The organism is Chryseobacterium sp. Tr-659, from assembly GCF_011752975.1.
In the GTDB taxonomy this organism is placed as follows: domain Bacteria; phylum Bacteroidota; class Bacteroidia; order Flavobacteriales; family Weeksellaceae; genus Chryseobacterium.
The window spans coordinates 50,579-76,798 of the sequence record NZ_VWWP01000014.1; the positions used below are offsets into that span (position 1 = coordinate 50,579).

The following is a 26,220-nucleotide window of genomic DNA, read 5'->3' on the forward strand; positions in this document are numbered from 1 at the left end:
TGAGTTTTATGGTTGTGGCTTTAAATTATAACGGTAATCTTTTAGAATGTTTCCGTTGACATCAATGACATATTGGAGTCTGTTATTCATATCGTACCGATACACCTCTCTCATTCCATCAGGACCTGTTTTAGAAGTAACGCCTACTAAAGGATCATATGTAGAAGTGGTGATACTAAAACTCTTCAGTGCCGGATTTGTTCTGAAAGTATCCAGAGCTTCAATTAATGTTTTTTCTGAAGACTCATTGATGTCAAGATTAGATTTCGCTACTATATCATCTGCAAGGCTGCCAATGTTTGCAAGGCTGGCACCAGAGATTTTTGCAATAGGAAACGTCTTATTGTATCCCCATATAATTACGGCAGGAAGTCCCAAACCTGATCCTTCATCAGCAACAGCTGTAAATTGTGTAACATTTCCTTTAGCATCATAAGCATCATATCGTACTGTTGTTTTAATACTGTTGTCATTTGGATTCTGGGATACCACCGATGTGGGATAGAGACTGTTATTGGCAAATTTTAACGAAGATGAAGAAATCATTTTATTATTTTTTTTCACGATGGTATTTACGGCAATCCCTTTCATATTAGCATTATAAATATGATTGTATTCACTATTTTGTCCATCGGGATAGGTCATAAAACTTTCTTCAATACCCCCGTCCGGTGAAGTTGTTTTTATTTTAGACAAAAGAAAACGTTCCGCTGTATTGGTAAATTCAGACTCATTAGTGGTTTCCATAGTCTGCCCTCCAGCATAATTTCTTTCAGTTTCTTTTACATATTTGATGACTCCTGAACGCATATAGCCAATACTTGTCTGCACTATAGATGCACCATCCTGATCCTGAAGTTCATATTCGTAGTCTGTACTGTTTAGTTTTTGGCCACCGGCATTATAAATCTCTTTCTTCTCTATTAATCCACCTTTGGTAATATTATAATAATGTTTTAAGAAGGATGTTTCATTAGGATTCTCCGGTGCAGTATAAGGGGTATCAGGATAATCATCCGGAGTCTTATAATAAAAATGGGTATATCCCTCATTATTTCCTCTGGTGATCTTTATGTTTTTGTATACAACATATTCAGAAAAACCTACATCGTTCCCATATCTTTCATTTTTAACTTTGTAACCACTCGGATTTCCTGAATTGGTAAACTGATTATATGAATAGCCAACCGTTGATATGGGAACACTATCTGAAGCTGAAGTATAACTCTTAACCTCTTTTACCCGAAGATCTGGTGCATATCCAACATTATTATATGGCCCTGGCGAAGTTGATAACTCATAAGGGGAAAAATATCCTTTCAGATCCTGACCTCCATTAATCTGTATGGTATGATTACCCGGATATAAATCAACAGAACCATATAAAGTATACTCCGTTGGTGATTTTATCACATTGCAGGAAGTTATGGCCACAGAGTTATTGTCTATTGCTACCTCTGCTGTCAAATCAGCAGGATCTCCCCCCGGAATTAATATACGTCTTGGCTCTGCATGAAAAACAAAATACATTTTTTTCTTCTGGGAAGGAGTTCCGGAAATATTCCATACTATAGTATTATTTTGCCATGTACTATAATTAAAAGTATTCTGCGCCTGTAATTGTTGAATATATGGATCTGTAAAATCTTTTAACCGATCTTTGTATTCGGGAGTATTTTTATCATAAAAAAATTCATTGGGCTCAAAACTATATTCTAAGGCACCGCCTGTAGGATAAATTATTTTCTTTAATACTCCTATAACCCTTTCCTTTGGATAAATTGTACTGGCATCCTGATTAAGACTGCAAATTAACTGATCCGGCCAGGTAGCATTATCAGCGAGTGCAGTTGTGCTATACTCAAGAGTTGTGACTTCTAAAGGATTACCATTGAGATTTTCCAAATTTCTTTTCCTGATCTTGGTAAGTACTCTTTTTTTTTCGTTTCGATTAGAAAAGACTGTAAATGTATAATCAAGAGCATATCGGTCTATTATTTTACCATAAGAATTTTCAGTAGTAATCTCTGAAATACTATAAGGATCATTCATTGTTTCTTCCAGGGAAGGATCAAACGCGTAATCTATTTTAATATTGCCAAAATCCGGACTATTGATTTTTTTGAGTTTACAGCTTTGATAAAGGAGAGTGGAGGTCCCATTAATATGTCTTTCATCTTTTTGATATTCATATGTCAGTAACTCCATTCCGGCTGGGTTCTTTATACTGCTTAGAAAGAATGCCGATTTGTATAAATACCCATATACAGAATAAAGATTCTGGCTATAATCATTGAAAATATATTTATACCCCTTATCATCTGTTATGGTAAAAGAAATAATATTAAAATCACCACCAGTTGAGCCTTTCGTGAATTCTATAAGCACATTATTTGCTGATTGTTGAACCACAGAATAAACACCCTGCTTGGATCTGCTGAATTTAAACTTGCCGCCAATTCCTGTAGGAAGGGTATAATAATAAATGTCATCAGGGGTTTTCCAGCTATTGGGATCTGAAGGGTTTATATTACCAAACTTATCGTCTATTTCGCCAACTATAGTCCTGGAAATAACGCCTCCTGAAAGCAGAGTCCATCCAGCTCCTGTTTCGCCCGTATAGTCTCCATTATTGATACTATTTGGATTATAGGATAAAAGCAAATTATTCGAAATATTTGCATCTGATGTAGAAATTCCTGCTATAGGTATTTTAATATCCGGTATGCCTGTTGCTGTTGCCACAGGCGATTCCTGATAAACAGATAAGGTTGATATTGATGGAACCGGATTAGGCAGATCTCCATAATTAAGCTGCTGCTGAGCATAAGAGCTTGTAGCAATTCCCAGCTTTATTAAAAGTAAAAGTGTTATCGTATTTTTCTTCATTTTTCTATTTCTTAATCAGTTTAGCATTTGCCGTTTTATTCGTATCTGTCTTTATCGTAATCAGATAAGCTCCCTGAATGAGCGACTGGGTATTAATCTTAGTCACCTTATTCTTCGTTTTCAGGTTCTGGATCTGTCTTCCACTCATATCATACAGCAGAATATCTGCCTCTTTGAAATCAAATCCGATTTCTACATACGCATAATCGGATACAGGGTTTGGATAGATCTTGATGTCGTATTTTTCAATTAGCTGATCCACTTGTTTGTCTCCAAGTTTTACAATCTTCCAGTTTTCTTTACCTAACTCTTCTGCACTCGTTCCTGCTAAAATGATGGAGCCATCACGGTTTAATTTTAAATCGGAAAGTCTTTCTTCTTTTTTTCTGGATTCTCCGGCGATGTGTTTTCTCCACTGTTCGTTTCCGTTTTGGTCTAAATAGAGCATCCAGAAAGTCTCATCATCTTTCTCTATTCTTCCTTCTGCCTGGGTATAACCTCCCAACAGAATGCCTTTTGACCTCCGGCTTCCATCTTCCAGCTCCCCGCTGATCACATTCATTCCCATCAGGACATCTCGGTTTTTGAAGTTGTAGGATTTCTGCCACTGTTCTTCTCCTCTTTCGTTTAAGGAAATCAGCCAAAGGTCTGTGCCTTCTTCTATTCCTACTGTTTTATTGCCGGATCTTTCGGATCTGGATTCTCCTCCAACAAGGTAACCTGTTGAAGTTAATGCCAGCGTTCTTAGATGGTCATCTCCTTTGCCTCCGAAATTCTTTTCCCATCCTACTTTACCATTTTTATCTAGTTTGATGATCCAGTAATCACCTTCCCCGAAATTGCTGCTGGATTTGGAATGAGAGACAAGCTTTGCACTGCTTCCAGCATCCTGCTCCCCGCTTCCCGCCTTCACCTCAGAGCTTCTGGAATAAACTCCCACTAAGGCTCCGCCATCTTTTGTAGGAATCATCTTTTCGACTTCATCCAACCCTTTTCCGCCTAAAATTAATTGGGAGAGTTCTTTTCCATTTTTGTCGAGTCTTGTGATCCAGACATCTTTGGATCCATAGCCTTTTGAAGCATTTTGTACATTACCGGCTACAAAGAATCCTAAATCCGTGGTTTGAATAACAGCTCTGGCTTCTTCATCGGAAGGGGTTCCTAATGTTTTCTGCCATAATTCATCGCCGAATTCATTGATTCTGATCAGCCAGATATCGGAACCGCCTTTGGATTCTTCTTTTTTATCTAATCCTTTTCCGGAGTAAGAGGTTCCGGCTAATAGAAATCCGCCATCCTGAGTGGTAACGGTGGCTGACAGGTAATCATGGTTAGATCCTGAGAAATATTTTTCCCAGGCCTGGTCTCCCTGCTGGTTGAGTTTAACTAAATGGAAATCGTAACCGTTGTTTGGTTTAGTTCCAGCCTCCTGCTTCCCTCTTGATTGTATGGCGCTTCCTGTGATAAGATACTGCTGATCGATAGTAGTGGTGACCTGTGAAAGGAAATCCTGGGTAGAGGATTTGATATCTTTCTGCCAGACCACTTCCTGGGCAGAAATGCCCAAAACCGTGCATAATGTAAATGCACCGAGGTAGATTTTTTTCATTCCCGTGTTTATTTTGAGTTAATAATTATCAGTATTTTAAAACTTTGCGAATTTAACATTTTTTAAGACATGAAAATCAATTCACTAGGATTTAATTGATGTTATGCTGTATAACCTGATTTCATAGATCATCAATGATATTCTTCTGATGCAAAAGTAACGATGTACTACGACAGAACCTGTCGTATTTTATAATCTGTTATTAATTGTTCAAAAAATTATCTTCTCGTTAATTACGAAAAGATATTCTATAAAAAATGAGAAATGTATCCACTTATTAAGCGATAGAAGAAAATCAATATTCAATCTTAACTAATTGAATATCAACTATTGTTACACATTGTCTTTATTAATATGTTTACTGCATGATGAGAAATAGCTATTACCGAAAACTTTCATTGATGGTCGCCATATTAACCATCCTGCTGGTCTATCATAAATATACAAGCCGGGAAAAGGAGCCCTTCCCTGATGTAAGGTTCATTGTGAATTCTTCAACATCCACTGCTTTATCAGATTTTGATCCTAATATTCTGAACAGGGAACAGTGGCAGCAACTCGGTTTTTCTGAAAGACAAGCCACTACTATCCTGAAGTATAAAAACATGATAGGAGGAAAATTTATGTCAAAAGAACAGCTGAAAAAATGTTATGCAATCTCTGAAGAAAAGTTTGGAGAGATGGAATCTTTTATCCTGCTTCCGGAAGTCTCTGCGGGAAACAATTCAAAAGAAATTAATTATTTTGAAAAGAAAAAAATTATGATCAGAGGAAAATTTAATCCTGATCATTTTTCTATCAATGACTGGATAAAAATGGGATTCAGTAAAAAACAGGCGGAAGCTATTTTAAAATATAAAGAGTATTTGGGGGGAAGCTTTATCAGTAAAGAAAAGTTTAAAGAATGCTTTATTATTTCTCCGGAAAATTACGGCAAGCTTGAACCCTATCTGCTATTACCGGCAAGAACACCTGAAGAGTTCAGAAATCTGGTTAAAAACAATGCGCCAAAAACTAAAATTCAACACCAATCTTTTGACCCTAATCTGTTGAGTGCTGACGGATGGAAATCTCTCGGTTTTTCTGAGAAACAAGCCGCTACCATTATCAATTATCGTGACAGGAATTTACGGGGAAGTTTTAAAAGTCCGGAAGATTTGCAAAAATGTTTTGTGATTTCAGCTGAGAAATTTCAGGAGATGAAACCTTATATTAAATTCAGTCCCAACTCAGGAAAAAAGCACGAAACACAACAGCAAAAAACTGATTTTTCAAAAACAGACCTCAATACAATAAGCTTTAAGCAGCTTATAGAATTTGGTATGGATGAAAGAGGTGCCGGCTCAATCATTGGTTTCAGAAAGAAACTGGGAGGGTTTGTTAATAAGCAACAGATTTTAAGCACCTATAATATTGACCAGGAACTTGTTCAGAAACTGATTGCCATTGCTCCACTGGACACTTCAGGGGTTCCTAAATATACATTAGCAGATGCTCCTGAAGAATGGCTTAAAAATCACCCTTATTTTAAATATTCTGCAGACAAGATTATTTACTATCGAATTAGTAATCCTGATGATAGAAAAATATGGAAATTCCTAAAACTAAAACCTGAGTATGAGGAAAGGATGAGATGGTATATAAAATAAACGGGTTGAATAGTTCAGCGTTGAAAATGTATATGCATTCTCAAAGCTAAACTATTATATCTTAGTCAAATGTTTTGCTGGAATCTTCAAGCAGTGTATTCAGTGTATTCAGCTCATCTTCTGTAAGGTCTCTCCATTTCCCGACAGGAAGATCAAGCTTAATGTTCATAATACGAATCCTCTTTAGTTTTTTTACTTCATATCCAAGATACTCGCACATTCTTCGGATCTGTCTGTTCAGACCCTGAGTAAGAATAATTCTGAAGTTCATTTCATCGATTTTCTCCACTTCACATTTTTTAGTCACGGTATCCAGAATAGGAACTCCGTTTCTCATTTTTTCCAGGAATCTGGGAGTAATCGGTTTATCTACGCGCACGATATATTCTTTTTCGTGGTTGTTTCTTGCACGCAAAATTTTATTTACAATATCACCATCGCTGGTTAGGAGAATCAATCCTTCGCTCGGTTTATCTAATCTTCCGATCGGGAAAATTCTTTTAGGGTGATTGATATAATCTACAATATTGTTTTTTTCACGTTTTGTATCAGTAGTACATACAATACCAACGGGCTTATTGAAAACAATATAAACCGGTTTTTCCTGAGCTTCTCTGATCGGTTTTCCATCCACTTCCACAAGATCTTCATCAGATACTTTGGTTCCCAATTCGGGAATTTTACCGTTAATTTTGATTCTGCCCTCTTCCAACAGCTTATCTGCCGCTCTTCTTGAGCAGTATCCTACTTCTGATAAATATTTATTAATACGTGTCTTTTCCATTAGTCTTTTCCGTAAGCGGTATAATTTTTATTACTGAAAATTGTGATTCCGTAGCTTAAACCTATGAAAACACCATCTGCGCCATCTTTCAGTGTATGAAATTCAAAAATAACTCCTCTTCCCTGGTTTAATCTTTTTGAATAGGAAACCTGAATTCCCAATCTTCCTCTCCAAAATTCTATGTCTGAAATCTCAGAATGCTTCAACTGCTTTCCATAATTCAGATCTCTATAAAAAGGGATAATCTTATTTTTATAGACCCTCGAATCTATAATCGTTATTTAAAAACTGACCGGTAGCATTTTCAATGGTATAATCTCCTATTTTTGTACGTCTTAACTGAGTCAGATAAGCCCCAACACCAAGCTCCTGCCCAATATCATGCGCAAGACTTCTGATATAGGTTCCTTTTGAACATCCTACGGTGAAACTTACCAAAGGAAAATCTATTGTAATATCTTGGATGTAATGAATTGTTGTTTTCCTTGCCTTCATTTCTACTTCTTCACCTGCTCTGGCCAGGTTGTAAGCTCTTTCCCCATCAATTTTTATGGCTGAATAAACCGGTGGTTTCTGTTCTATTTCTCCAACAAATCTTTCTAACACCTGTTTTACCTGCTCTTCTGAAATATGAGAAATATCCTGATGAAGAATTTCCGGCTTTTCGGTATCATAGGACTCTGTTTGTACCCCAATTTTGATCTCTGCCCAATATTCTTTGGGAGCGTCCTGAATCTCAGGAATCTTTTTTGTGAATTTTCCGCAGCACACGATAAGAAGCCCTGTGGCTCTGGGATCTAAAGTTCCCGCATGTCCGATTTTAAATTTTTTAGGAAGGTCAAACTCCCTTTTTAGTTTATATTTCATTTTATTGACAGCCTGGAAGGAAGTCCAGTCCAAGGGTTTGTCCAATAAAAATATATATCCTGATTTCAGTTCTTCAGCAGTCATGAAGGTATAATGAATAATTCTTATTTAAAGAAGTAAAAATAAATTAACAAAGCGACTCCTACAAAAATACGGTACCAGCCCCAAGGCTTGAAACCATACTTGTTAAGGACACCAATAAATGCTTTGATTGCAATAAGTGCTACAATAAATGCAACTATATTTCCTACAATAAAGATCATAATATGATCCTGTGAAGCCATGATCATTTCATATCCTTTCTGTGGATTAGGAGTTTCCTTACCCCATGTTTTAACAAAAACTGAATATACTGTCACTGCAAGCATAGTAGGCACAGCAAGAAAGAAAGAAAATTCAGCAGCAGCTTTTCTGGTTAACCCCTGAGTCATCCCTCCAATAATGGAAGCAGCACTACGGCTTGTTCCTGGCATCATTGCCAGACACTGCCAAAAACCGATAGTTACAGCTTTCTTTATTGTAATTCCTTTTTCGTCATCAATTTTAGGATTTTTGAACCATTCATCCGCGAATAATAAGACAACACCACCTAATACCAATACTGAAGAAATGGCAATCTGATTTCCAAGAACAGCCTCAATTTTATCATCGAATAAATATCCTAAAACCAATGCAGGAACTACTGCAAAAGCCAATTTAAAATAAAACTGAATATTATTTAAGTCAAAAAACTTCTTCCAATATGCCACTACCACAGATAAGATAGCCCCAAACTGAATAGAAACCTGAAACATCTTCAAAAATTCATCCTCCGGAAGGCCCATCAGATTAGCTGTAAAGCCCATGTGCGCTGTAGAGGAAATAGGAAGATATTCTGTAAGTCCTTCTACAATGGCAATAATAATTGCTTTGATTAAATCCATATTCTTTAAAAAAATTAAAAGATTAAGAGATCGGAAACCCAGAGTATATTATATATTGCTCTGAATCTCCTAATCTCTTAATCTCTAAATATAAAATGTGTTTATTTTCTTTTTAAAATAGCGTACACTTCTATTGCAAAACCTATTACAACAAATAAGGGTGCTATTCTGATCCTTCTGATGGAAAAAATACCATCATTCCAGGAATTAGGATCAAATTTACCATCTACCGTATTGGCATCCGGTCCCATCATCAAAAGGAACCCCACTACAATAAATGCTAATCCTATCAGCATCCATTTGAAATTCTGTTTTCCAAAATAGAAAGCGTTTTCCTGTGGTACTTCTGCTTCATTTCCATAGTCTGAAGCGGAAAATTTATTTGTTTTTTTGCTCATAGTTAAGAGTAATATAAATCGTCAACATTTGATTTTAAGAATCTCCATGTAGCGAAAATTGTACTTAATACCGAAATAAAGATTCCTACTCCAAATACCAGAATAACTAGCCAGAAATACTGATTATTGTCCTGGACAAAGGCAGAACCGATCTGGTTTGTAAAATAATACCAAACCCCGCCTAAAGCCAAAAGACCTATAAATGCTCCGATAGCACCTAAAATAACGGCTTCAATGATAAAAGGCTTAAGGATAAATCTTCTTTTCGCTCCTACCAGCTGCATGGTTTTAATAATAAATCTTTTTGAAAATATTTTCAGACGAATCGAGTTATTGATCAATACAACTGCCAAGACCAGGAACAGAAGTGAAAATCCTAAGATCCACTTTAAGATTCTGCTCAGGTTATTATATACATCCACCATTAAGGTACTGTCATTCTTTACATCGATAATTCCAGGAACCGATTTGATCTCTTTGATCGCTTCATCAATTTTTGCAGGATCTACGAATTCCGGTTTTAAAGCCACTTCAATGGAAGAAGGAAAAATATTTTCTTCGAACAATGCATCACTGTCAATTCCCATAGTTTTCTTGGCTTCTTTGGCAGCCATACTTCTCGAAATATAGGTCGCTTTTTTTACAGGAGCTAACGTCTGTACCTTTTTAAAAGTTTCTTCCTCAAGTTTTGCAATTTTTACAGAATCTTTAGCGTCATAGTTTTGATCAAAGTAGGCGTTCACCACCAATTGTTCTTTGATATAGTCAGAATATTTCTGGGCATTAATTAAAATAAGCCCCATTAATCCCAACAAAAATAACACTAAGGCAATACTTATCACTACTGTAATATTGCTGGACCGAAGCCTTTTCTTATTAAATTCATCTACAGATTTAGCCATTAATATTAAAATTTTTGGCTAAAATAGAAAAAAACTTCCGAAATTTGGGACGAAAAAAAGAAAATCATTGTTAATAAAATCATAAAAAACTTTGAGTGTAAAAGCAAAAAAACATCTGGGACAGCACTTTCTGACAGATGAAAACATCGCAAGGAAAATTGTAGAAGGTCTTAGTTTTGAGAACTATAATAACATCATGGAGGTAGGCCCCGGAATGGGAGTTCTTACCAAGTATCTTCTTGAAAAAGATCAGAACATTTATCTTGCAGAAATCGATACGGAGTCTATCGAATACCTGAAAAACAACTATCCTAAAGTTACAGAAAATACTTTTGTAGGAGATTTCCTGAAACAGGATTTTAATTTTATTAAGGATGAGCAGATCGCAATTATCGGAAATTTCCCGTATAATATTTCTTCACAGATCTTATTCCAGATCGTGGATCATTATGAACTGATCCCTGAAATGGTAGGAATGTTCCAAAAAGAGGTAGCGGAAAGAACAGCTGCTGTTCCCAGAACTAAAGATTACGGTATTCTTTCTATTCTGATACAGGCATACTATGATGTATCCTATATGTTTACGGTACATGAGAACGTTTTCAATCCGCCTCCAAAGGTTAAATCCGGAGTAATCCGGCTAACGAGAAATCCCAAGGAGGGCTTAGCCGGTAATGAAGCTCTTTTCAAGCAAATCGTAAAAGCGGGTTTCAACCAAAGAAGGAAAAAGCTTTCAAATGCCTTAAAAGTATTAAATATTCCAGAGGCTTTAAAAGGTCATGAATTTTTAGATAAAAGAGCAGAGGAGCTTAGTGTGACAGATTTCATATACTTTGCAAATCTCTGGAAAGAAAATCAATAGAAATTTACAATAGAAGCTCCTGATCAGGGAGCTTTTTTGGACATTATCCATAAAAAAGCAGAAAGCCTTTCAAAAATTAATTCGAAAGGCTTTCTTAATTATATTACATTATCAATTCTAATTCCTGTTTTTCAACATGATCCACCCGGACCAGTTCATCTGAGCTTTTGATTTCGGATATTCGAAATTAAATTTATACCAATACGTTGCCGTAGGCAGTCTCTTACCTCCTACTGTTCCGTCCCAAACAGGATTCTGTTTTGAGAATCTGAACATTTCCACACCGTATCTGTCATAAACAGAGCCTGTGAAATTATTAAAATCACCAAGAGCTTTCAGATCCAGAACATCATTAATTCCGTCTTCATTCGGTGTAATGATATTGTTGATCTGCAATGTAAAGAATTCAAGGGATCCCACACAATGCGTACCTACTCTTCTCACTAATACCGTATAGTTGGTATTATCTAAAAGGTTGGTAAATACATTAGAGTCCTGCCAGCTGATTCCGTTATCAATTGAATATTCCAAAGTGCTTGGCAAATTATTCATCGGAGGGTTTTCCGCTGTAATCGTCACTGTTTTTTTGATACTTTCGTAGCTCAATGCAGTAACAAACGGCGTAGCAGCCCCCATCACTTTAACTTCAAAAACTTTCTTACAGGTTCCGTTATCTATTTCTACGGAATAGATTCCCCATTGGTTCACATTGATTTTCTGGGTAGTTGCCCCGGTGCTCCAAAGATATTTATAATTAGGACCTGCTCCTGCATCTAAAGTTACAATATCCCCTACACACATCTCAACATCTTTTAAAGGAGATGTAATTTCAGGAATTACTTCTATTCTTATGGTAGCCGGATTAAGAGATTTACATCCTTTTGGTCCAAGCGCATATACTGTAAATGTAGTACTCTGATATAAAGTAACCGTCTGCATATTTCCTGTCCCCATAAAGTTGCTCCAAAGATAAGTATCACCACCTTCGGCTGTAAGAGTTACGGATTCTCCGGGGCATATCTGCATTCTGGAAGCTTTTACTTTAGCTGTCGGTGTTACTTCCTTCAATAGTTTTAATTCAACGATTTTACTACAGAAGCCGCCGTTTGAAACCAAAACATAGAGAATCTGACCGTCATTACCATTATAGTTTAACGGAGTCTGGATATAACTTCCATTTTGAGCAACAGCATCAGCCTGATTTTCATAAAATTTGAAAATAGCTCCTGGTGTAGGGCTTATGGTAGGCATAATTGTACTTAGATCAAAAGTGGTAATATCCGGTGTGGTACACAGCAACAATGTGGCATCCTGAGCCTGAGGAGTTGTTCCTCCGTGAATTTGTATGGTTGCCTTACCGGGACATGGATTTCCCGGTACACTTACTTCAATGGTATAAGTTCCCGGCTGTACTGCTGTAATAGTGTTCGTAGTCGCATTAGGAACCGGATTTCCGTTATAATACCATTGGTAAACAAGGTTCGGATCATTTACAGAAGCTGTGATCACCTGAGGTACATTGTCACACACGTTGATATCTGAAGGTAATTTGGTACCGGCAGAATCTAATAGATCCACTCCGATATTGAAAGATCCTCCTTCAAGGAATACGGCAGAGTCATAACTATGGTCACTGTAATCGGCAATTACCATTTTAAAGTGATACTCCTGTCCGGCTACTACCGTTGCAGTAGCTGTCAATGGAATTGTTCTTCCGTTAAAGTTTGTTTCAACATTCGCGGTGTTGTATCCTGCGAAATACTGTTCGTTCACAGCACCACAGCTCCCCCCGATTGCCGGGTGAATATTGGTAATACTTACCGGTCCTGCTCCTCCCGGAAGCACTGCCATATTGACATAAGGTCCACCTGAAGTAGGCCTTAGCAATATCGCAAAAGCATCGGCAAAGGTACAAGGGAAAGAACCTGTATATTCTTCGGACGCAATCAGGTAGTTAAATTTAATCTGGCTTGTCGTAGGAACAAAGTCAAATTCCAAAAGAACAGCATCATTCAATCTGTTCTCTACTACTCCAATAACCTGTGCAAGATCGGGGTCTGACCCTCCTCCGTTAACATCACTAAGGGTATTGGCTTCAAAACTGTTTCCTGCTTTTCTTGCAAATCCTGTAGAAAGAACCAGCCCGTCTTTAAAAGGGAAATTAGTAGCTGCCTTATGAAAATATCCCCATGCTCTGTCTGCATTACTGGCGGCATGATTAGGAGTAATTTTCACATTCGTTACATTGGGAGTAAGGCAGGTATTGGTTCCGGATGAGATCAATACATCTTTTACTATTTTATCAATAGCATAACTACTTTCAACATATTGTGGAGCATTCACATCAATGAAAGCTCCTGCTCTCCTTGATAATGCTGTACCAGGCTCCCTTACGCCTTTTCTGGGTAATGGGGTTTGTGAAAATAAAAAAGTCGAGACGACTAAAAAAAATAAACAAAGCGGTAGATATCTTCTCATAATATTTTTGTTTCAACAAATTTAATTTTTTTTTAAATATCTCATATACATATTTGTATTTTTTGTAACAAAAAAACAAAATACAAACCCATTACCGTACTTTTTCGTTAATCCATCATTGTTTAAATGTGAAATAAATATGTAGTATATCCCTGAATTAAATCTATTTTACCATTTTTTTACTTCAATAGAAGTCTATTCAAACAATAAAATAACAAACATCTCTTAAAAAGACAAAATCTTTCATTTCTGAAAGATTCTGTTGATTATTTTATATTCTGAGAATATCTAATTTCTATTTTTTAGAAGTATCCAGCCTGAACGCTGTTCCATTTTCTTGCTCGCCGGATTTTCCCACTGTACCCTGTACCAATATGTACCCGTAGGCAGATTAATTCCTTTTAAAGAGCCTTTCCATATCACATCACTTTTCGTAGCCTTAAATACCTCTGCTCCATATCTGTCAAAAATCGAAGCTGCAAAGTCTTTATAACCGCTGATACCTGTGAAATCTATCGTGTCATTTACACCATCCATGTTAGGCGTAATCGCGTTACTGATTACAATTGTGAAATAATTCAATGTAGTTCCGCACTTAGCCCCTTTTACTCTTACCATCAGAGAATACATAGTATTATTTAAAATCCCTGAAAATACATTAGATGGCTGCCATGTCAATCCGCCGTCAATCGAATATTCCAAAACCCCACCTGTTGGATTGCTTGCCGTAAGGGTAAGAATATGATTATCATAAACAACATTAGTAAACTGAGGCAGATCAGGATTGATCAGCTGAGCTGTAAAAGTTTTAGAACAAACCCCATTACTGATCGTTACGGAATAAGTTCCCGGAAGATTAGTTGTAATCGTCTGAGTGGTTGCACCTGTATTCCACAGATAGGTATAATTTGGTCCTGAACCGGCATCAAGAATACCGCTATCTCCTGCACAGACATATACATCCTTCAGGGTTGAAACTATTGCAGGAACTACTTCAATAGTCACTTTAGCGGGATTCACGGAACTACATCCGTTCCCTCCCAATGCATACACTGAATACTCTGTTGTTATGGTAGGAGTAACCACCTGGGTGTTTCCATTTCCTGTAAGCCCTATCCAATTATAAGTAATTCCTCCGGTAGCTGTTAATGTTACAGATTCTCCTTCGCAAATTTTTAATTTGGATGCTGTAAGACCTGCTATAGGCGGTCCTACCTGAACAGTGACTGTTGCCGGCACATCAGAGATACATCCATTAGCTCCTACAGCAAATACGGTATATGTTGTTGTAATGGTAGGTGAGACTACCTGAGTATTTCCGTTTCCGGTAAGCCCATTCCCCCAGTTATAGGTAACACCTCCGGTAGCAGTTAGTGTTACGGATTCCCCTACACATATACGTGGTTGTGATGATACAAGTGCAGCAATTGGTTTTACTTTATCTTCCTGTACTGTGACTGTTGAAGTATAAGTACAGCTTAAATTTCCAGGCTGTGATACATTCGTTACCGTTAAAGTATAGGTCCCGCCAGCACTTACAACGGGAGTAAGTGTATTGGCCCCTGATACTATTGTACCTCCAACTGTAGTCCATGTAATGGTAGATCCTGCAGGTACCACAGAAGCTGAAGCATTAATGGTAATCTGAGGTGTGGTACAAGTAATCGTCTGTGGAGCGGCTACAGTTAATGTAGTTTCAGGAGTTGTCAATAATTGTAAAGAAACCACATAGCTGCAGCCTCCATTGCTTACTAATACATATATTGTCTGACTTCCAGGCGGTACATATGCCGTAGGAACTGCAATAAAGTTACCGTTGGCAGCGTTCGCATCAGCCTGATTGATATAATAGGTAAATGTAACACCGGCAGATGTAGTGATCTGAGGTTGTGCCTCCGTAAGATTATAAGCTAATCCCGGCTGATAACATTTATGGAGTATAGCATTTTGTGCTGTAAAGGGTTCTGATACTTCAATCGTTAAAGTAGCAGGATTTTGAGAAGGACATCCGTTAGCTCCCACCGCAGTTACTGTGTAAGTAGTTGTAGCAGCAGGTGACACCGTTTGTGTATTTCCTGTTCCCGGAAGACCTGTCCAATTGTAAGTAACGCCTCCTGAAGCTGTAAGGGTAACTGATTCACCTTTACAGATTTTTATTTTACTTGCTGTAAGACCTGTCACCGGTGGAGCGCTATTTCCTGTTACAGTTACGTTCGCTGTGGCAGTACAACTGATATTTCCCGGCTGATAAACTTTTGTTATGGTTAAAGTATACGTTCCCGCCGCATTAATTACAGGATTTAAGGTAGTTCCCCCCGAAACTATATTTCCCCCTGTTGTTGTCCAATTGAACGTAGCCCCAGTTGGATAAACCGAAGCTGATGCGTTAAGGGTAGTTTGAGAATTGGTACATGTAAGTTCTACCGGAGGGGCAATGGTAACAGTCATTTGCGGAGCCTTTACCAGCTGCAGCTCAGCAACTTTAGCACAGAAGCCATTAGCAACCCTAACATAAACTGTCTGCCCTCCCGCACTCTGATAAGCTGTTGGAGTAGGAATTGTACTGGCATTTCCGGCATTGGCATCTGCCAGTGTTGTATAATATGAGAATACAGCTCCTGGTGTTGTACTTATTGTCGCCTGAGCTGATGTTAAATTAAATGTGGCATTTCCTGCAGCATAACAAGCTGTTAATGTAGCATTCTGTACTGTAGGAGAAGTTCCTCCCACAACTGTGATGGTGGCTTCACCCGGGCAGCTGTTTCCCGGAACATATACTTTCACGGTATATACTCCCGGCTGGGTTGCCGTATAACTTGCGTTGGTTGCTCCTGGAATTGCATTGGTTCCTAAATACCACTGATAAGTTACATTCGGAGCCTGAACAGACGCTGTAAAAGTTTGTGGAGAATTATCGCACATATTTACAGAGGCAGGAAGCTGTGCACCTGCGGGATCTAAGATTTTCACCCCGATATCAAATGATCCTGCTTCAAGAAATACTGCTGAATCAAAATTAGGATCCTGATAATCTGCCAATACAATTTTAAAATGATAAGTTTCCCCGGGAACTACAGTTGCTTTAGCTGTTAAAGGAATAGTACGCCCATTAAAATTGGTTTCAATCTGAGCATTATTGGTTCCGCCGTAATAGGCTTCATTTTTTGGACCGCAGTTCTGGTATTGCGGGTGAATATTGGTAACACTCACCGGGCCTGCCCCTCCGGGAAGTACCGCAAGATTCGTGTAAGTAGGATCAGTTGCTTTTTTTAATAACAGAGCAAAACCATCTGTAATGGTACACGGAAAATTTTGCTGGTATTCTTTTGAAGCAAATAGATATCTGAAAGTAACTTCGGTAGATGCTGCTACAAAATCAAATTCGATGGAGGTTGCATTGGTTAAGTTAGCGTTTGCAATTCCCAGTGCATTGGCAAGATCCACATCTCCTCCTGTTCCCAGATCATCACTTAAGGTTCCCTGAAAAACATTCCCCGCCTTATTGGCATATCCCGTGGAAAGTATAATCCCTTTGCTGAAAGGAAAATTGGTATTGGCTTTATTAAAATACCCCCAGCTTCTGTTTGGGTTGGTAGCTGTTAAATTAGGAGATACGGTTACATTGCTTACATTAGAATTAGCGCATCCTCCTCCTGATATAAGAACATCTTTGATCAACTGAGTAATAGGATAGCCGGATTCAGGATAACTTGGTGCATTGACATCTATAAAAACTCCTGCTCTTAAAGAAGCTGCATTGGGCTTTCTAGCCACTTCTACCCTTCCTTTATTTTGGGCCAAAACAAAGTTTCCAATGAAAGCTAGAAATAACGTTAAAAATAAATTTCCTCTCCTCCTATTTAACATTTTATATTATTTTAAACAAAAATACTATTTTTTTTGATTGAAATTCAAGTTAACACAATTTGCATTATTACTAACGCAAATTTATTTCTATTAGAATATCAACTTTATTTATTTAAAAACAATAAAAAAAGACTGACAAAACTGTCAGTCTTTCTATAATCATTTAAATTACTCTATATTTTTAAGCAAGATCCAACCTGTTTTAACGGTTAGCTCTTTACTCGCGGGATCTTCAAAAGTTACCTGATACCAGTACGTTGAAGTAGGAAGTTTTTTACCCTGGAAGTATCCGTCCCAATACGGTCTGATTTTTTCAGCTTTAAAAATAAGTCTTCCATAGCGGTCAAAAACCTGTCCGCTGAAATCTTTATAATTAATAACTCCGCTAAAATCTATAATATCATTAACATTATCGCCATTTGGAGTAATCACATTTTTCATTACAAATGTGAAGAACTCAAGGAAGCCTACACAGCTCGTATATTTAACTCTTACGCGGATGGCAATTACTTTATTCTTCGGAACATTATTAAATACATTGGAAGACTGCCAGTTAATTCCGTTGTCTACCGAATATTCTAATATCCCGTTACTAGGGTTGGTTGCCGTAAGGATCATTGTTCCTTTATCATTATAATCTACTTTGATGATTTCAGGAATAACAGCTTTAATTACCTCTGTTTTAAATTCTTTAGAACACACTCCATTGCTGATCGTTACTGAATATTGCCCTGCCTTACTTGCCGTAATGGTCTGGCTTGTTTCTCCTGTACTCCACTGATAGGTATACCCCGGTCCTGAACCTGCATCAAGAATAATTTTATCGCCTTCACAAATATGTCCTCCCTTCAGTACGGAAACGATAGCCGGTACAACTTCAATAGTAATACGTGCAGGCTGTAAAGATTTACACCCCTGTGCTCCGATAGCATACACCGTGTACGTCGTTGTTTGAGTTGGGCTGACAGTTCTTATTCCTCCCGTGCTTGAAGTATCACTCCATTGATAAGTTACACCACCTGTTGCGGTTAACAATACAGACTCACCTGAACATATCTTTAATTTTGGAGCGGTAAGCACAGCAACCGGTGTTTCCTCTTTTCTCAGGGTCAGGGTTGCTATTCTACTACAAAAACCTCCGTTGGAAACGAGCACATACAAAATCTGGCCGTCTGTTCCATTATAATTGGTAAGATTAGTGATATAGCTGTTATTCTGAGCCTGTGCATCTGCCTGATTCGCATAAAAGCGGAATACCGCACCCTGTGTTGTACTGATAAGAGGTTTCGCCGTTTCCAGATTAAAAGTACTCAAAGAAGGTGTTGTACAGAGCTTAAGCTCTGCATTTTGTACAGTTGGACTTGTTCCTCCGACAATGGTAATGGTAGCGTCTCCCGGGCAGTTATTTCCAGGAACCATTACTTTTACGACATATACTCCCGGTGCCGTGGCAACATAGGTAGCACTGGTTGCCCCAGGAATTGCAGCACCATCTTTATACCATTGAAAAGTCATGCCGGGAATGGTAGCTACCTGAGCCTTTAATACTTTGGGAGTATTATCACACATATTAATGCTGGATGGCAACGTGTTATTGTTTTCATCAACAATTTTAATTCCGATATCGAAAGAACCTCCTTCAATAAATACAGCGGAGTCATAGCTATGATCCCTGTAATCGGACAGCACCATTTTAAAATGATACGCTACCCCTGGAGTTACATTTGCAACTGCAGTTAAGGGAACAGTTCTTCCATCATAATTTGTTACAATATTAGTTGCTGAATTATATCCGGCAAAATATTGTTCATTGATTGCTGCACAACCTCCCGGATTCGGAATTAGAGGGTGAATATTGGTCATGGCAACAGGTCCTGCGTTATTAGGCAAAACAGCCAGATTTACATAGGGGCCGCCTGCAACCGGCTTGATCAATAAAGCAAACGCATCTGAATACTGACATGGATAGGTTCCTGAATACTCTTCAGAAGCAAAAAGATAGTTGAATTTTACCTGATTGGAATTGGGTACAAAATCAAACTCCAACATTACATTATCATTATAGTGATCATTGGGGTTGGGATTAGGAACTGCCGCTAACAGATCAGGATCATCCATACCTGCTCCCGGTATGCTGTAACTTGCACTGGATGCAACGTTTCCGGCTTCTCTTGCACGGCCTGTTGTGAGAACAATTCCGTCTTTGAATGGAAAATTAGTAGTTCCTTTATGAAAATATCCCCAAAAACGATCGTCACTTGTATTGGGTTGATTCGGAGTTATCGATACATTCGTTACGTTAGGTACAGAACAAGTAGATCCTCCGTTGATAAGAATATCTTTCACAAGCTGCTCTGGTGTATAACCGGAAGGTGCATAAGTGGGTGCATTTACGTCTATAAATGCCCCAGCCTTCTTATTCACAACAGATACCATATTTTTAGGCGGTTTTCTTTGAGAGAATAAAGAAGTTGAAACCAGTAATAGCACTAAGAGAAAAAGGTAGTTTTTTAGTCTATAACACAACATTTTAATTTCATTTGCTCAAATGTAGCAAAAATAATTATATTAGCCGGCTCTTCAATACGCCTATTTTCCGATTCGTTGATTATATCCGTAACGAAAAATATTTATTATTAAATTTTTCACAAATACCTTATTTTTAAAAATAAAAAAAACAGGCCCAATTATATTGACCTGCCTGTATCGTATGAAATTATATTATGATTGATTATTCCTCTTTTTTCAATTGATCAATCTCGTTCTGCAATTGTGAAATAATATCTTTTAAAGCTTTGATTTCGTTCTTATTGGAACTTACATTACTTTTTAGTATTACATTTTTAGCTCTTTCGTTGTGATCTTCATCCTCTTCATCTTCGTTGATTTCTTCAATATCTTCCTGAATATCTTCTATATCTTCATTGATCTCCTCAATATCTTCACTGATCTCTTCAATATCCTCGCTGATCTCCTCAATGTCTTCCTGAATGTCTTCGATATCTTCACTGATCTCCTCGATATCTTCCTGGATATCTTCAATCTTTTCATGACTTTTATTAACAGACATCTGGATAAAAATTGCCAGATAAATAGCTTCCAGAGAGAGCACTGTTGTCAGAATCAGAAGCATTTTATCAAATTCGACGATATTAAGCATCGGAAGCGCAAACGAAGTAATGAAAAGTAAAGTATGTACAATCAGTGACTGTATGGAGCCAATCCACGCCGTAATATGGTCTGCTATCTTTTCAAGAACTTCCGTTTTTTCGTTATATTTTTTCATCCTTTATATTTTTACAAGAGTTCTTTGGTCACCCCTAGTCCAAACAGCGCAAAATCATATTTTGCAGGATCCTTTTCATCAAATTTCCTGATGGCAGCATCCAGTTCTTCCACCGTTTTCCAATCGTTCTGCGTTCTTGAAACCAATCCTAATTTTCTCGAGATATTCCCGGTATGAACATCTAAAGGAATAGACAGGTATTTCTGATCGATCTCTTCCCATATCCCAAAATCCACCCCGCGTTTATCTTTACGCACCATCCACCTCAGAAACATAATAATCCTTTTCGCAGAGGAGTTTTTATAGGGTGAACTGATATGTTTATGACTTCTGTGCTTTTCTGTTTCCAGAAAACTGCTTCTGAATCTTTCTATGGCGTGAAGGAAATTACCTTCCGGTTCTTTTACTTTAAACAGCTCTTCCAGGCTTTCATTTTCTTTATAAATTCTGTTGAATTGTCTGACGAAATAAGTAAAGTCCTGCCCGTTAAAGGTTCTGTGAATACTTTTATCCTGAATGCTTTTCAAATCTTTCTCCGAATAATTCAGCACAAAATCATAGGGTGAATTCCCCATAATATCGAGCATCTTATCTGCAGAATTAATAATTGATTTTCTGTTTCCCCAGGAAATTGTTGCTGCCAGAAAACCTGCAATTTCAATATCCTGTTTTAAAGAAAAGCGATGCGGAATCTGTATCGGATCATTGTCTATAAAATCAGGAGCATTATACTGATCTGCCTTTTCATCCAGGAAAGTTCTTAGTTCTTCAAATTTCAGCATATGTATCTTAAATCTTTACGCTTTCCAATGCTTTTGGTAAAAAAGAGTTGGGAAAGACATTTCTGGCTTCATCGGTAAACACTGTAAGATCTGCATATCTGTTGGAGAAATGTCCCAGAATCAGTTTTCCGACCTGAGCTTTCTGGGCTATCATGGCCGCTTCTAATGCTGTGGTATGGCCGGTGTAATCCGCCATTTCCTTTAAATCATGTAAAAATGTGGATTCATGATACAGAACTGTTGCATTTTTAATGATCGGAATTACACTTTCCAGGTAGCGGGTATCGCTACAGAATGCATAGGAAACCGATGGAGCCGGGTCTACCGTCAATATCTCATTTTTCAGCACATAACCATCACTTAGCACAAAGTCTTTTCCTGCTTTTATGTTGTGATAATCACAGGTTTCAATTTCACTGTATTTAGCAATTTCCTTCATATTCAGATGCCTGTCCTTCGGTTTTTCTTTAAAAAGATAACCATTGCAGTAAATCCTGTGGTCCAAAGGAATAGTATAGACCTCTACCCTGTGATCTTCGTATATTTTTTCAGAATAATCTTTATCCAGTTCATGATAAACCACTTCAAAACCGCGGTGGGTTTCTGTAATCTGGAAAATGGTTTCCAACATCTTCTTAATTCCTTTAGGTCCGTAAACATGTAACGGATTCTCTCTTCCTAAAAGACGGAAAGAAGCAATAAGCCCCGGAAGCCCGAAACAGTGGTCACCATGCAGATGAGATATGAAAATATGATTGATTTTTGAAAATCTTGCTTTTGCTTTTCTCAGCTGTACCTGGGTTCCTTCTCCGCAATCGATCAGGAAGTGTCTTTCCTCCATTTCCAGCAGCTGGGCTGTTGGTGAAGAATTGATTGTAGGGATGGCGGAATTAAAGCCTAATATTGTTAAATAAGTACTCAAATCAATAATTTATTGCAACAAATGTACGACAGAAAATCTAAATGGGTATTTTACCTTCATATCAGAATTAGTCCGTCACTTTTAAAAAATCCATGAATAAGTCTAATGCCTGCTTACGGTGGCTGATCTTGTTTTTATCTTCCGGATCCATTTCTGCAAACGTTTTTTCGTATCCTTGAGGAACAAAAATAGGATCATACCCAAAGCCTTTGAATCCTTTGTTTTCTGTTAACAGATTTCCGTGAACTCTTCCTTCAAAATACTGAGCTCCGTTTTCATCATAATAGCATAAAACGGTAACGAAATAAGCTTTTCTGTTCTCTATTCCTTCCATTTCATCCAATACCTTTTCGATATTTTTAGCAAAATCATGATCTCCGGCATAACGGGCAGAGAAAATCCCCGGTCTTCCGTCTAGAGATTCTACTACCAAACCACTGTCATCTCCCAAACTTGGAATTCCGGTCTTTTCAAAACAGTATTTTGCTTTAATAAGGGCATTGGCATGAAAAGAGTCTCCATCTTCTACAATTTCTTCATGAATGTTGTAATCGGTAAGACTTTTTACAACACAATCACTTCCCAGGATTTGTTGGATTTCTTCTTTTTTATGTTCGTTGTGTGTAGCTACTAATAATTCCATTTCTATATTCATTTTCAATTTTACTTTTTTAGCTCAGGCTTGTTACATTTCAGCGTAATGTACTTTGTACTTTTTCATAAAAAGATAGTAGAACAAAGAGAAAAGTACAATTCCTACGACCAGAACAAGCCATTCAGAAATATTAAGGACCTTTGCAAAACTTTCATCTTTACCATAAAGCACCAGTAGTGACAGGGTTAAATTATTAAATGCATGAAGCAATATCGGCATCAGTAAAGACTTTGTTTTATGATATACCAATCCCAGCACACAGCCCAGCATCACAGCACTGATAAACTGCCAGGGATTTCCATGAACCACCCCAAAAATAATGGAAGCATACAAAATAGCTTTCCATGGCTCTACGCCTTTATTAATCAAGCCTTTTTGTATAATCCCTCTGAATATAATTTCCTCAAAAACCGGAGCCATAATTACTGTCATGATAATCATTACAACAGGATTATCAGTCAGCTGGCTCATAAGCTGGGTAAAATATTCATAAAAATCTCCGAAAAATGGTCCTGTAGTAGGAATCTGAGCAGCAATAAATTCCGAAATAAACATCATCCCTGCCATCATCGGAAAAATCAGCAGATAAGTAGAGAAATTAACAGATGAAAGATTGAAGCTAAGCTTCTTTTGAGTAGTACGTCTTACAATAAAAAAATCAAAAAAGGCAATTGCTGTAAGAAATCCCACGGAATTTGCCACCATAAGAAACCAATCTTTAAGCTCAAGATTTTCTTTGAAAACGACTTTCCAAAAAGTGCTGAATAAAGAAACAGCCATTGTTCCCACGAATAATCCAACCACCAAAGCAACACCGCCCATCCAAGTGAAGGTAAACTTCGGATATTTGCTATTTTCCATCCTTTCTCTGTAAAAGTTTATTGAAAACAAAGATAATTTTTTTGAATGCCACAAGCAACTAAAAAAGGAATTTCTTATTTTAATCTCTTTATCCATGAACATCACAAAAAGTTGGGCTGACATATATCTGAGACTGTTAGTGACAAACTTAAAATTACGGTATCACATCTCCCCTTTTGTTTAGGATTTCAAACTTTTCCATTCAACGACTCTCCGGCATGATAAGCATTGTTGCAATTTAAATTTGAAAACCTCATAAAAAATCACGATTTTTGCAACTTCAAAATACGATATGTCAGACTTAATCAAAGAAATACAAAAAAGAAAGACCTTCGGGATCATTTCCCACCCGGATGCCGGAAAAACAACTCTTACGGAAAAGCTGCTTCTTTTCGGGGGAGCAATCCAGGAAGCGGGTGCGGTAAAATCCAACAAAATAAAAAAAGGAGCAACCTCCGACTTTATGGAAATTGAAAGACAGAGAGGGATCTCTGTAGCCACTTCCGTATTGGCTTTTGAATACAGAGACCACAAAATCAACATTCTCGATACTCCGGGACACAAGGATTTTGCTGAAGATACTTATAGAACCTTAACTGCTGTAGATTCAGTGATCGTTGTTATTGACGTTGCAAAAGGGGTGGAGGAACAGACTGAAAAACTGGTTCAGGTTTGTAGAATGAGAAACATTCCGATGCTGGTTTTCATTAATAAATTAGACCGTGAAGGTAAAGATGCCTTTGATCTATTGGATGAAGTTGAGCAGAAATTAGGATTAACGGTTTGTCCGCTATCTCTGCCTATTGGTATGGGAAGTGACTTCCAGGGAATTTATAATATCTGGGAAAACAATATTCAGTTATTCCTTGAAGAGAAAAAGCAAAAGGTTGGAGATTCTATTAAGTTTGATGATATTAATGACACTTCTATTGATGATGTTATTGGTGAAAAAGCTGCAAAAACTTTAAGAGAAGAGCTTGATCTGATTCAATCTGTTTACCCTAAGTTTAATCGTGAAGATTATATGAAAGGAGATCTTCAGCCGGTATTCTTCGGTTCTGCTTTAAATAATTTTGGAGTTCGTGAATTATTGAATGCTTTCATCGACATTGCTCCAATGCCTCAACCAAAAGAAAGTGATACACGTATTGTAAAGCCGGAAGAAAGTACTTTCACAGGGTTTGTTTTCAAAATCCACGCAAATATGGACCCTAAACACAGAGACAGACTTGCTTTCGTAAAGATTGTTTCAGGAACTTTCAAAAGAAATGAAAACTATCTGTTGGTAAGAGAGGGCAAAAAGATGAAATTCTCTTCACCTAACGCTTTCTTTGCTGATAAAAAAGAAGTAGTAGAAGAAAGTTTCCCTGGAGATATTGTCGGTTTACATGATACCGGAAGTTTCAGAATCGGGGATACGCTTACAGGTGGAGAAAAATTAAGCTTTAAAGGTATTCCGAGCTTCTCTCCTGAGCATTTCCGTTATATCAACAACAATGATCCTTTAAAAGCTAAGCAATTGGCAAAAGGTATTGATCAGCTGATGGATGAAGGGGTTGCACAGTTGTTTACCCTTGAAATGAACGGAAGAAAGATTATTGGTACGGTAGGAGCTCTTCAGTACGAAGTAATCCAATATCGTCTGGAACATGAATATGGTGCAAAATGTACGTATGAACCTCTATCCATGCACAAAGCATGCTGGGTGGAAGCTGATGAGAAATCTGAAGAATTCAAAGAATTTGCAAGATTAAAGCAAAGATTCCTTGCGAGGGATAAATACAACCAACTGGTATTCCTTGCTGACTCTTCTTTCACGATTCATATGACGCAGGAGAAATTCCCGAATGTGAAACTGCACTTCATCAGTGAGTTCAGAGAGCATTAAGTAAAAGAGGCAAAATCGCGAAAAAACGAAATTGTTTAAGATATAGATCCGTAGAAGTTTTCTGCGGATTTTTTTGTTTATAAACTACATAATTACTTTTCATAAAGAGCATGGATTTTATTATTTATTTGATTCTCTAATATCTTTGCTTAGTATAACGCTCTTGCGAACAAGTTTAAAATAATTTATAAAGCTTTGCGAACATAGCGTTGTAAAATAGGTTTAAGCTAAAGCCCGTTCCTATTGCATATTTTTTCTCGATGATTTTACTGATTACGCAGATTATTATTTCCAAAATTTATATACCATAATTGTTATTCCGTAGAAATCTAAATAGCGTATTCAAGTTTAGATGAGACCCGCTTCTACTAAATTTCTACTGCAGACCAAAATATAAATGCTTCATCGTAAAAACAGGAGCGTAGATTCCTACGGAATGACAAGGTTAGCGTGTGATATGTATTGATTAATTGCCTATAATACTATAGAATTCTTAGCTATCCGCATAGTTTGTCATTCCGTAGGAATCTAGTTTACAAAATTCATAAACACCTTATTATTTATTTGATTCTCTAATATCTTTGCTTAGTATAACGCC

General features: G+C 37.4%; 19 protein-coding genes. 3 read left to right on the forward strand and 16 right to left on the reverse strand.

The window, feature by feature from the left end:
* Window positions 1-6 precede the first annotated feature (6 nt).
* Both F3J23_RS20920 and F3J23_RS20925 read right to left on the reverse strand, forming a co-directional pair.
* Window positions 7-2,889, reverse strand: a complete 2,883-nt coding sequence (locus tag F3J23_RS20920; protein WP_167033405.1) for a hypothetical protein — start codon at window positions 2,887-2,889, stop codon at window positions 7-9.
* 4 nt (window positions 2,890-2,893) lie between these two features.
* Window positions 2,894-4,498, reverse strand: a complete 1,605-nt coding sequence (locus tag F3J23_RS20925; protein ID WP_167033407.1) for a T9SS type A sorting domain-containing protein — start codon at window positions 4,496-4,498, stop codon at window positions 2,894-2,896.
* Window positions 4,499-4,899: 401 nt separating this feature from the next.
* Between F3J23_RS20925 and F3J23_RS20930 the strand changes: the two genes are divergently transcribed.
* Complete coding sequence (locus tag F3J23_RS20930; protein ID WP_228455396.1) at window positions 4,900-6,147, forward strand: helix-hairpin-helix domain-containing protein; 1,248 nt, start codon at window positions 4,900-4,902, stop codon at window positions 6,145-6,147.
* Window positions 6,148-6,208: 61 nt separating this feature from the next.
* Here F3J23_RS20930 and rluF read toward each other — a convergent pair whose 3' ends face one another.
* From rluF to F3J23_RS20960, 6 genes are all read right to left on the reverse strand, one after another.
* Window positions 6,209-6,931: a 23S rRNA pseudouridine(2604) synthase RluF gene (rluF, locus tag F3J23_RS20935; RefSeq protein WP_167033411.1), complete on the reverse strand. Its 723-nt coding sequence runs from the start codon at window positions 6,929-6,931 to the stop codon at window positions 6,209-6,211.
* Window positions 6,931-7,137 carry a hypothetical protein gene (locus F3J23_RS20940; RefSeq protein WP_167033413.1) on the reverse strand — a complete coding sequence of 69 codons (207 nt, stop codon included), beginning with the start codon at window positions 7,135-7,137 and terminating at the stop codon, window positions 6,931-6,933. The genes rluF and F3J23_RS20940 overlap by 1 nt, the downstream gene beginning before the upstream one ends.
* A gap of 46 nt (window positions 7,138-7,183) precedes the next feature.
* Window positions 7,184-7,882, reverse strand: coding sequence for a tRNA pseudouridine(55) synthase TruB (truB, locus tag F3J23_RS20945; protein WP_167033415.1), 699 nt, complete (start codon window positions 7,880-7,882; stop codon window positions 7,184-7,186).
* Between the two features lie 20 nt (window positions 7,883-7,902).
* Window positions 7,903-8,721: an undecaprenyl-diphosphate phosphatase gene (locus F3J23_RS20950; protein WP_167033417.1), complete on the reverse strand. Its 819-nt coding sequence runs from the start codon at window positions 8,719-8,721 to the stop codon at window positions 7,903-7,905.
* Between the two features lie 101 nt (window positions 8,722-8,822).
* A complete protein-coding gene (locus F3J23_RS20955) occupies window positions 8,823-9,119 on the reverse strand; it encodes a DUF3098 domain-containing protein (RefSeq protein WP_167033419.1) in 297 nt (98 codons plus the stop codon).
* Between the two features lie 2 nt (window positions 9,120-9,121).
* Window positions 9,122-10,021 (reverse strand): cell division protein FtsX, encoded by a 900-nt coding sequence (locus tag F3J23_RS20960; RefSeq protein ID WP_167033421.1) that lies wholly within the window; start codon window positions 10,019-10,021, stop codon window positions 9,122-9,124.
* Window positions 10,022-10,112: 91 nt separating this feature from the next.
* On the opposite strand from F3J23_RS20960, the gene rsmA reads away from it, so the two are divergent.
* On the forward strand, window positions 10,113-10,883 hold the full coding sequence (gene rsmA / locus F3J23_RS20965; protein WP_167033423.1) for a 16S rRNA (adenine(1518)-N(6)/adenine(1519)-N(6))-dimethyltransferase RsmA: 771 nt from the start codon (window positions 10,113-10,115) through the stop codon (window positions 10,881-10,883).
* Between the two features lie 117 nt (window positions 10,884-11,000).
* Here rsmA and F3J23_RS20970 read toward each other — a convergent pair whose 3' ends face one another.
* From F3J23_RS20970 to F3J23_RS21005, 8 genes are all read right to left on the reverse strand, one after another.
* A complete protein-coding gene (locus F3J23_RS20970; protein WP_167033425.1) occupies window positions 11,001-13,361 on the reverse strand; it encodes a choice-of-anchor L domain-containing protein in 2,361 nt (786 codons plus the stop codon).
* Window positions 13,362-13,649: 288 nt separating this feature from the next.
* Entirely contained in the window at window positions 13,650-17,228 is a 3,579-nt protein-coding gene (locus tag F3J23_RS20975; RefSeq protein WP_167033427.1) for a choice-of-anchor L domain-containing protein, read from the reverse strand.
* A gap of 168 nt (window positions 17,229-17,396) precedes the next feature.
* On the reverse strand, window positions 17,397-19,652 hold the full coding sequence (locus F3J23_RS20980) for a choice-of-anchor L domain-containing protein (RefSeq protein WP_317167754.1): 2,256 nt from the start codon (window positions 19,650-19,652) through the stop codon (window positions 17,397-17,399).
* 307 nt (window positions 19,653-19,959) lie between these two features.
* Window positions 19,960-20,514, reverse strand: a complete 555-nt coding sequence (locus F3J23_RS20985) for a DUF1003 domain-containing protein (protein ID WP_167033431.1) — start codon at window positions 20,512-20,514, stop codon at window positions 19,960-19,962.
* Window positions 20,515-20,525: 11 nt separating this feature from the next.
* Window positions 20,526-21,296, reverse strand: coding sequence for a TIGR02757 family protein (locus F3J23_RS20990; RefSeq protein WP_410498242.1), 771 nt, complete (start codon window positions 21,294-21,296; stop codon window positions 20,526-20,528).
* A gap of 7 nt (window positions 21,297-21,303) precedes the next feature.
* Window positions 21,304-22,218 carry a ribonuclease Z gene (locus F3J23_RS20995; protein ID WP_167033433.1) on the reverse strand — a complete coding sequence of 305 codons (915 nt, stop codon included), beginning with the start codon at window positions 22,216-22,218 and terminating at the stop codon, window positions 21,304-21,306.
* 67 nt (window positions 22,219-22,285) lie between these two features.
* Window positions 22,286-22,861, reverse strand: coding sequence for an RdgB/HAM1 family non-canonical purine NTP pyrophosphatase (gene rdgB, locus F3J23_RS21000; protein ID WP_228455397.1), 576 nt, complete (start codon window positions 22,859-22,861; stop codon window positions 22,286-22,288).
* A 42-nt stretch (window positions 22,862-22,903) separates the two neighbouring features.
* On the reverse strand, window positions 22,904-23,734 hold the full coding sequence (locus F3J23_RS21005) for a CPBP family intramembrane glutamic endopeptidase (protein ID WP_167033435.1): 831 nt from the start codon (window positions 23,732-23,734) through the stop codon (window positions 22,904-22,906).
* Window positions 23,735-24,026: 292 nt separating this feature from the next.
* Here F3J23_RS21005 and F3J23_RS21010 point away from each other — a divergent pair, with 292 nt between their 5' ends.
* On the forward strand, window positions 24,027-25,622 hold the full coding sequence (locus tag F3J23_RS21010; protein ID WP_167033436.1) for a peptide chain release factor 3: 1,596 nt from the start codon (window positions 24,027-24,029) through the stop codon (window positions 25,620-25,622).
* Window positions 25,623-26,220 lie beyond the last annotated feature (598 nt).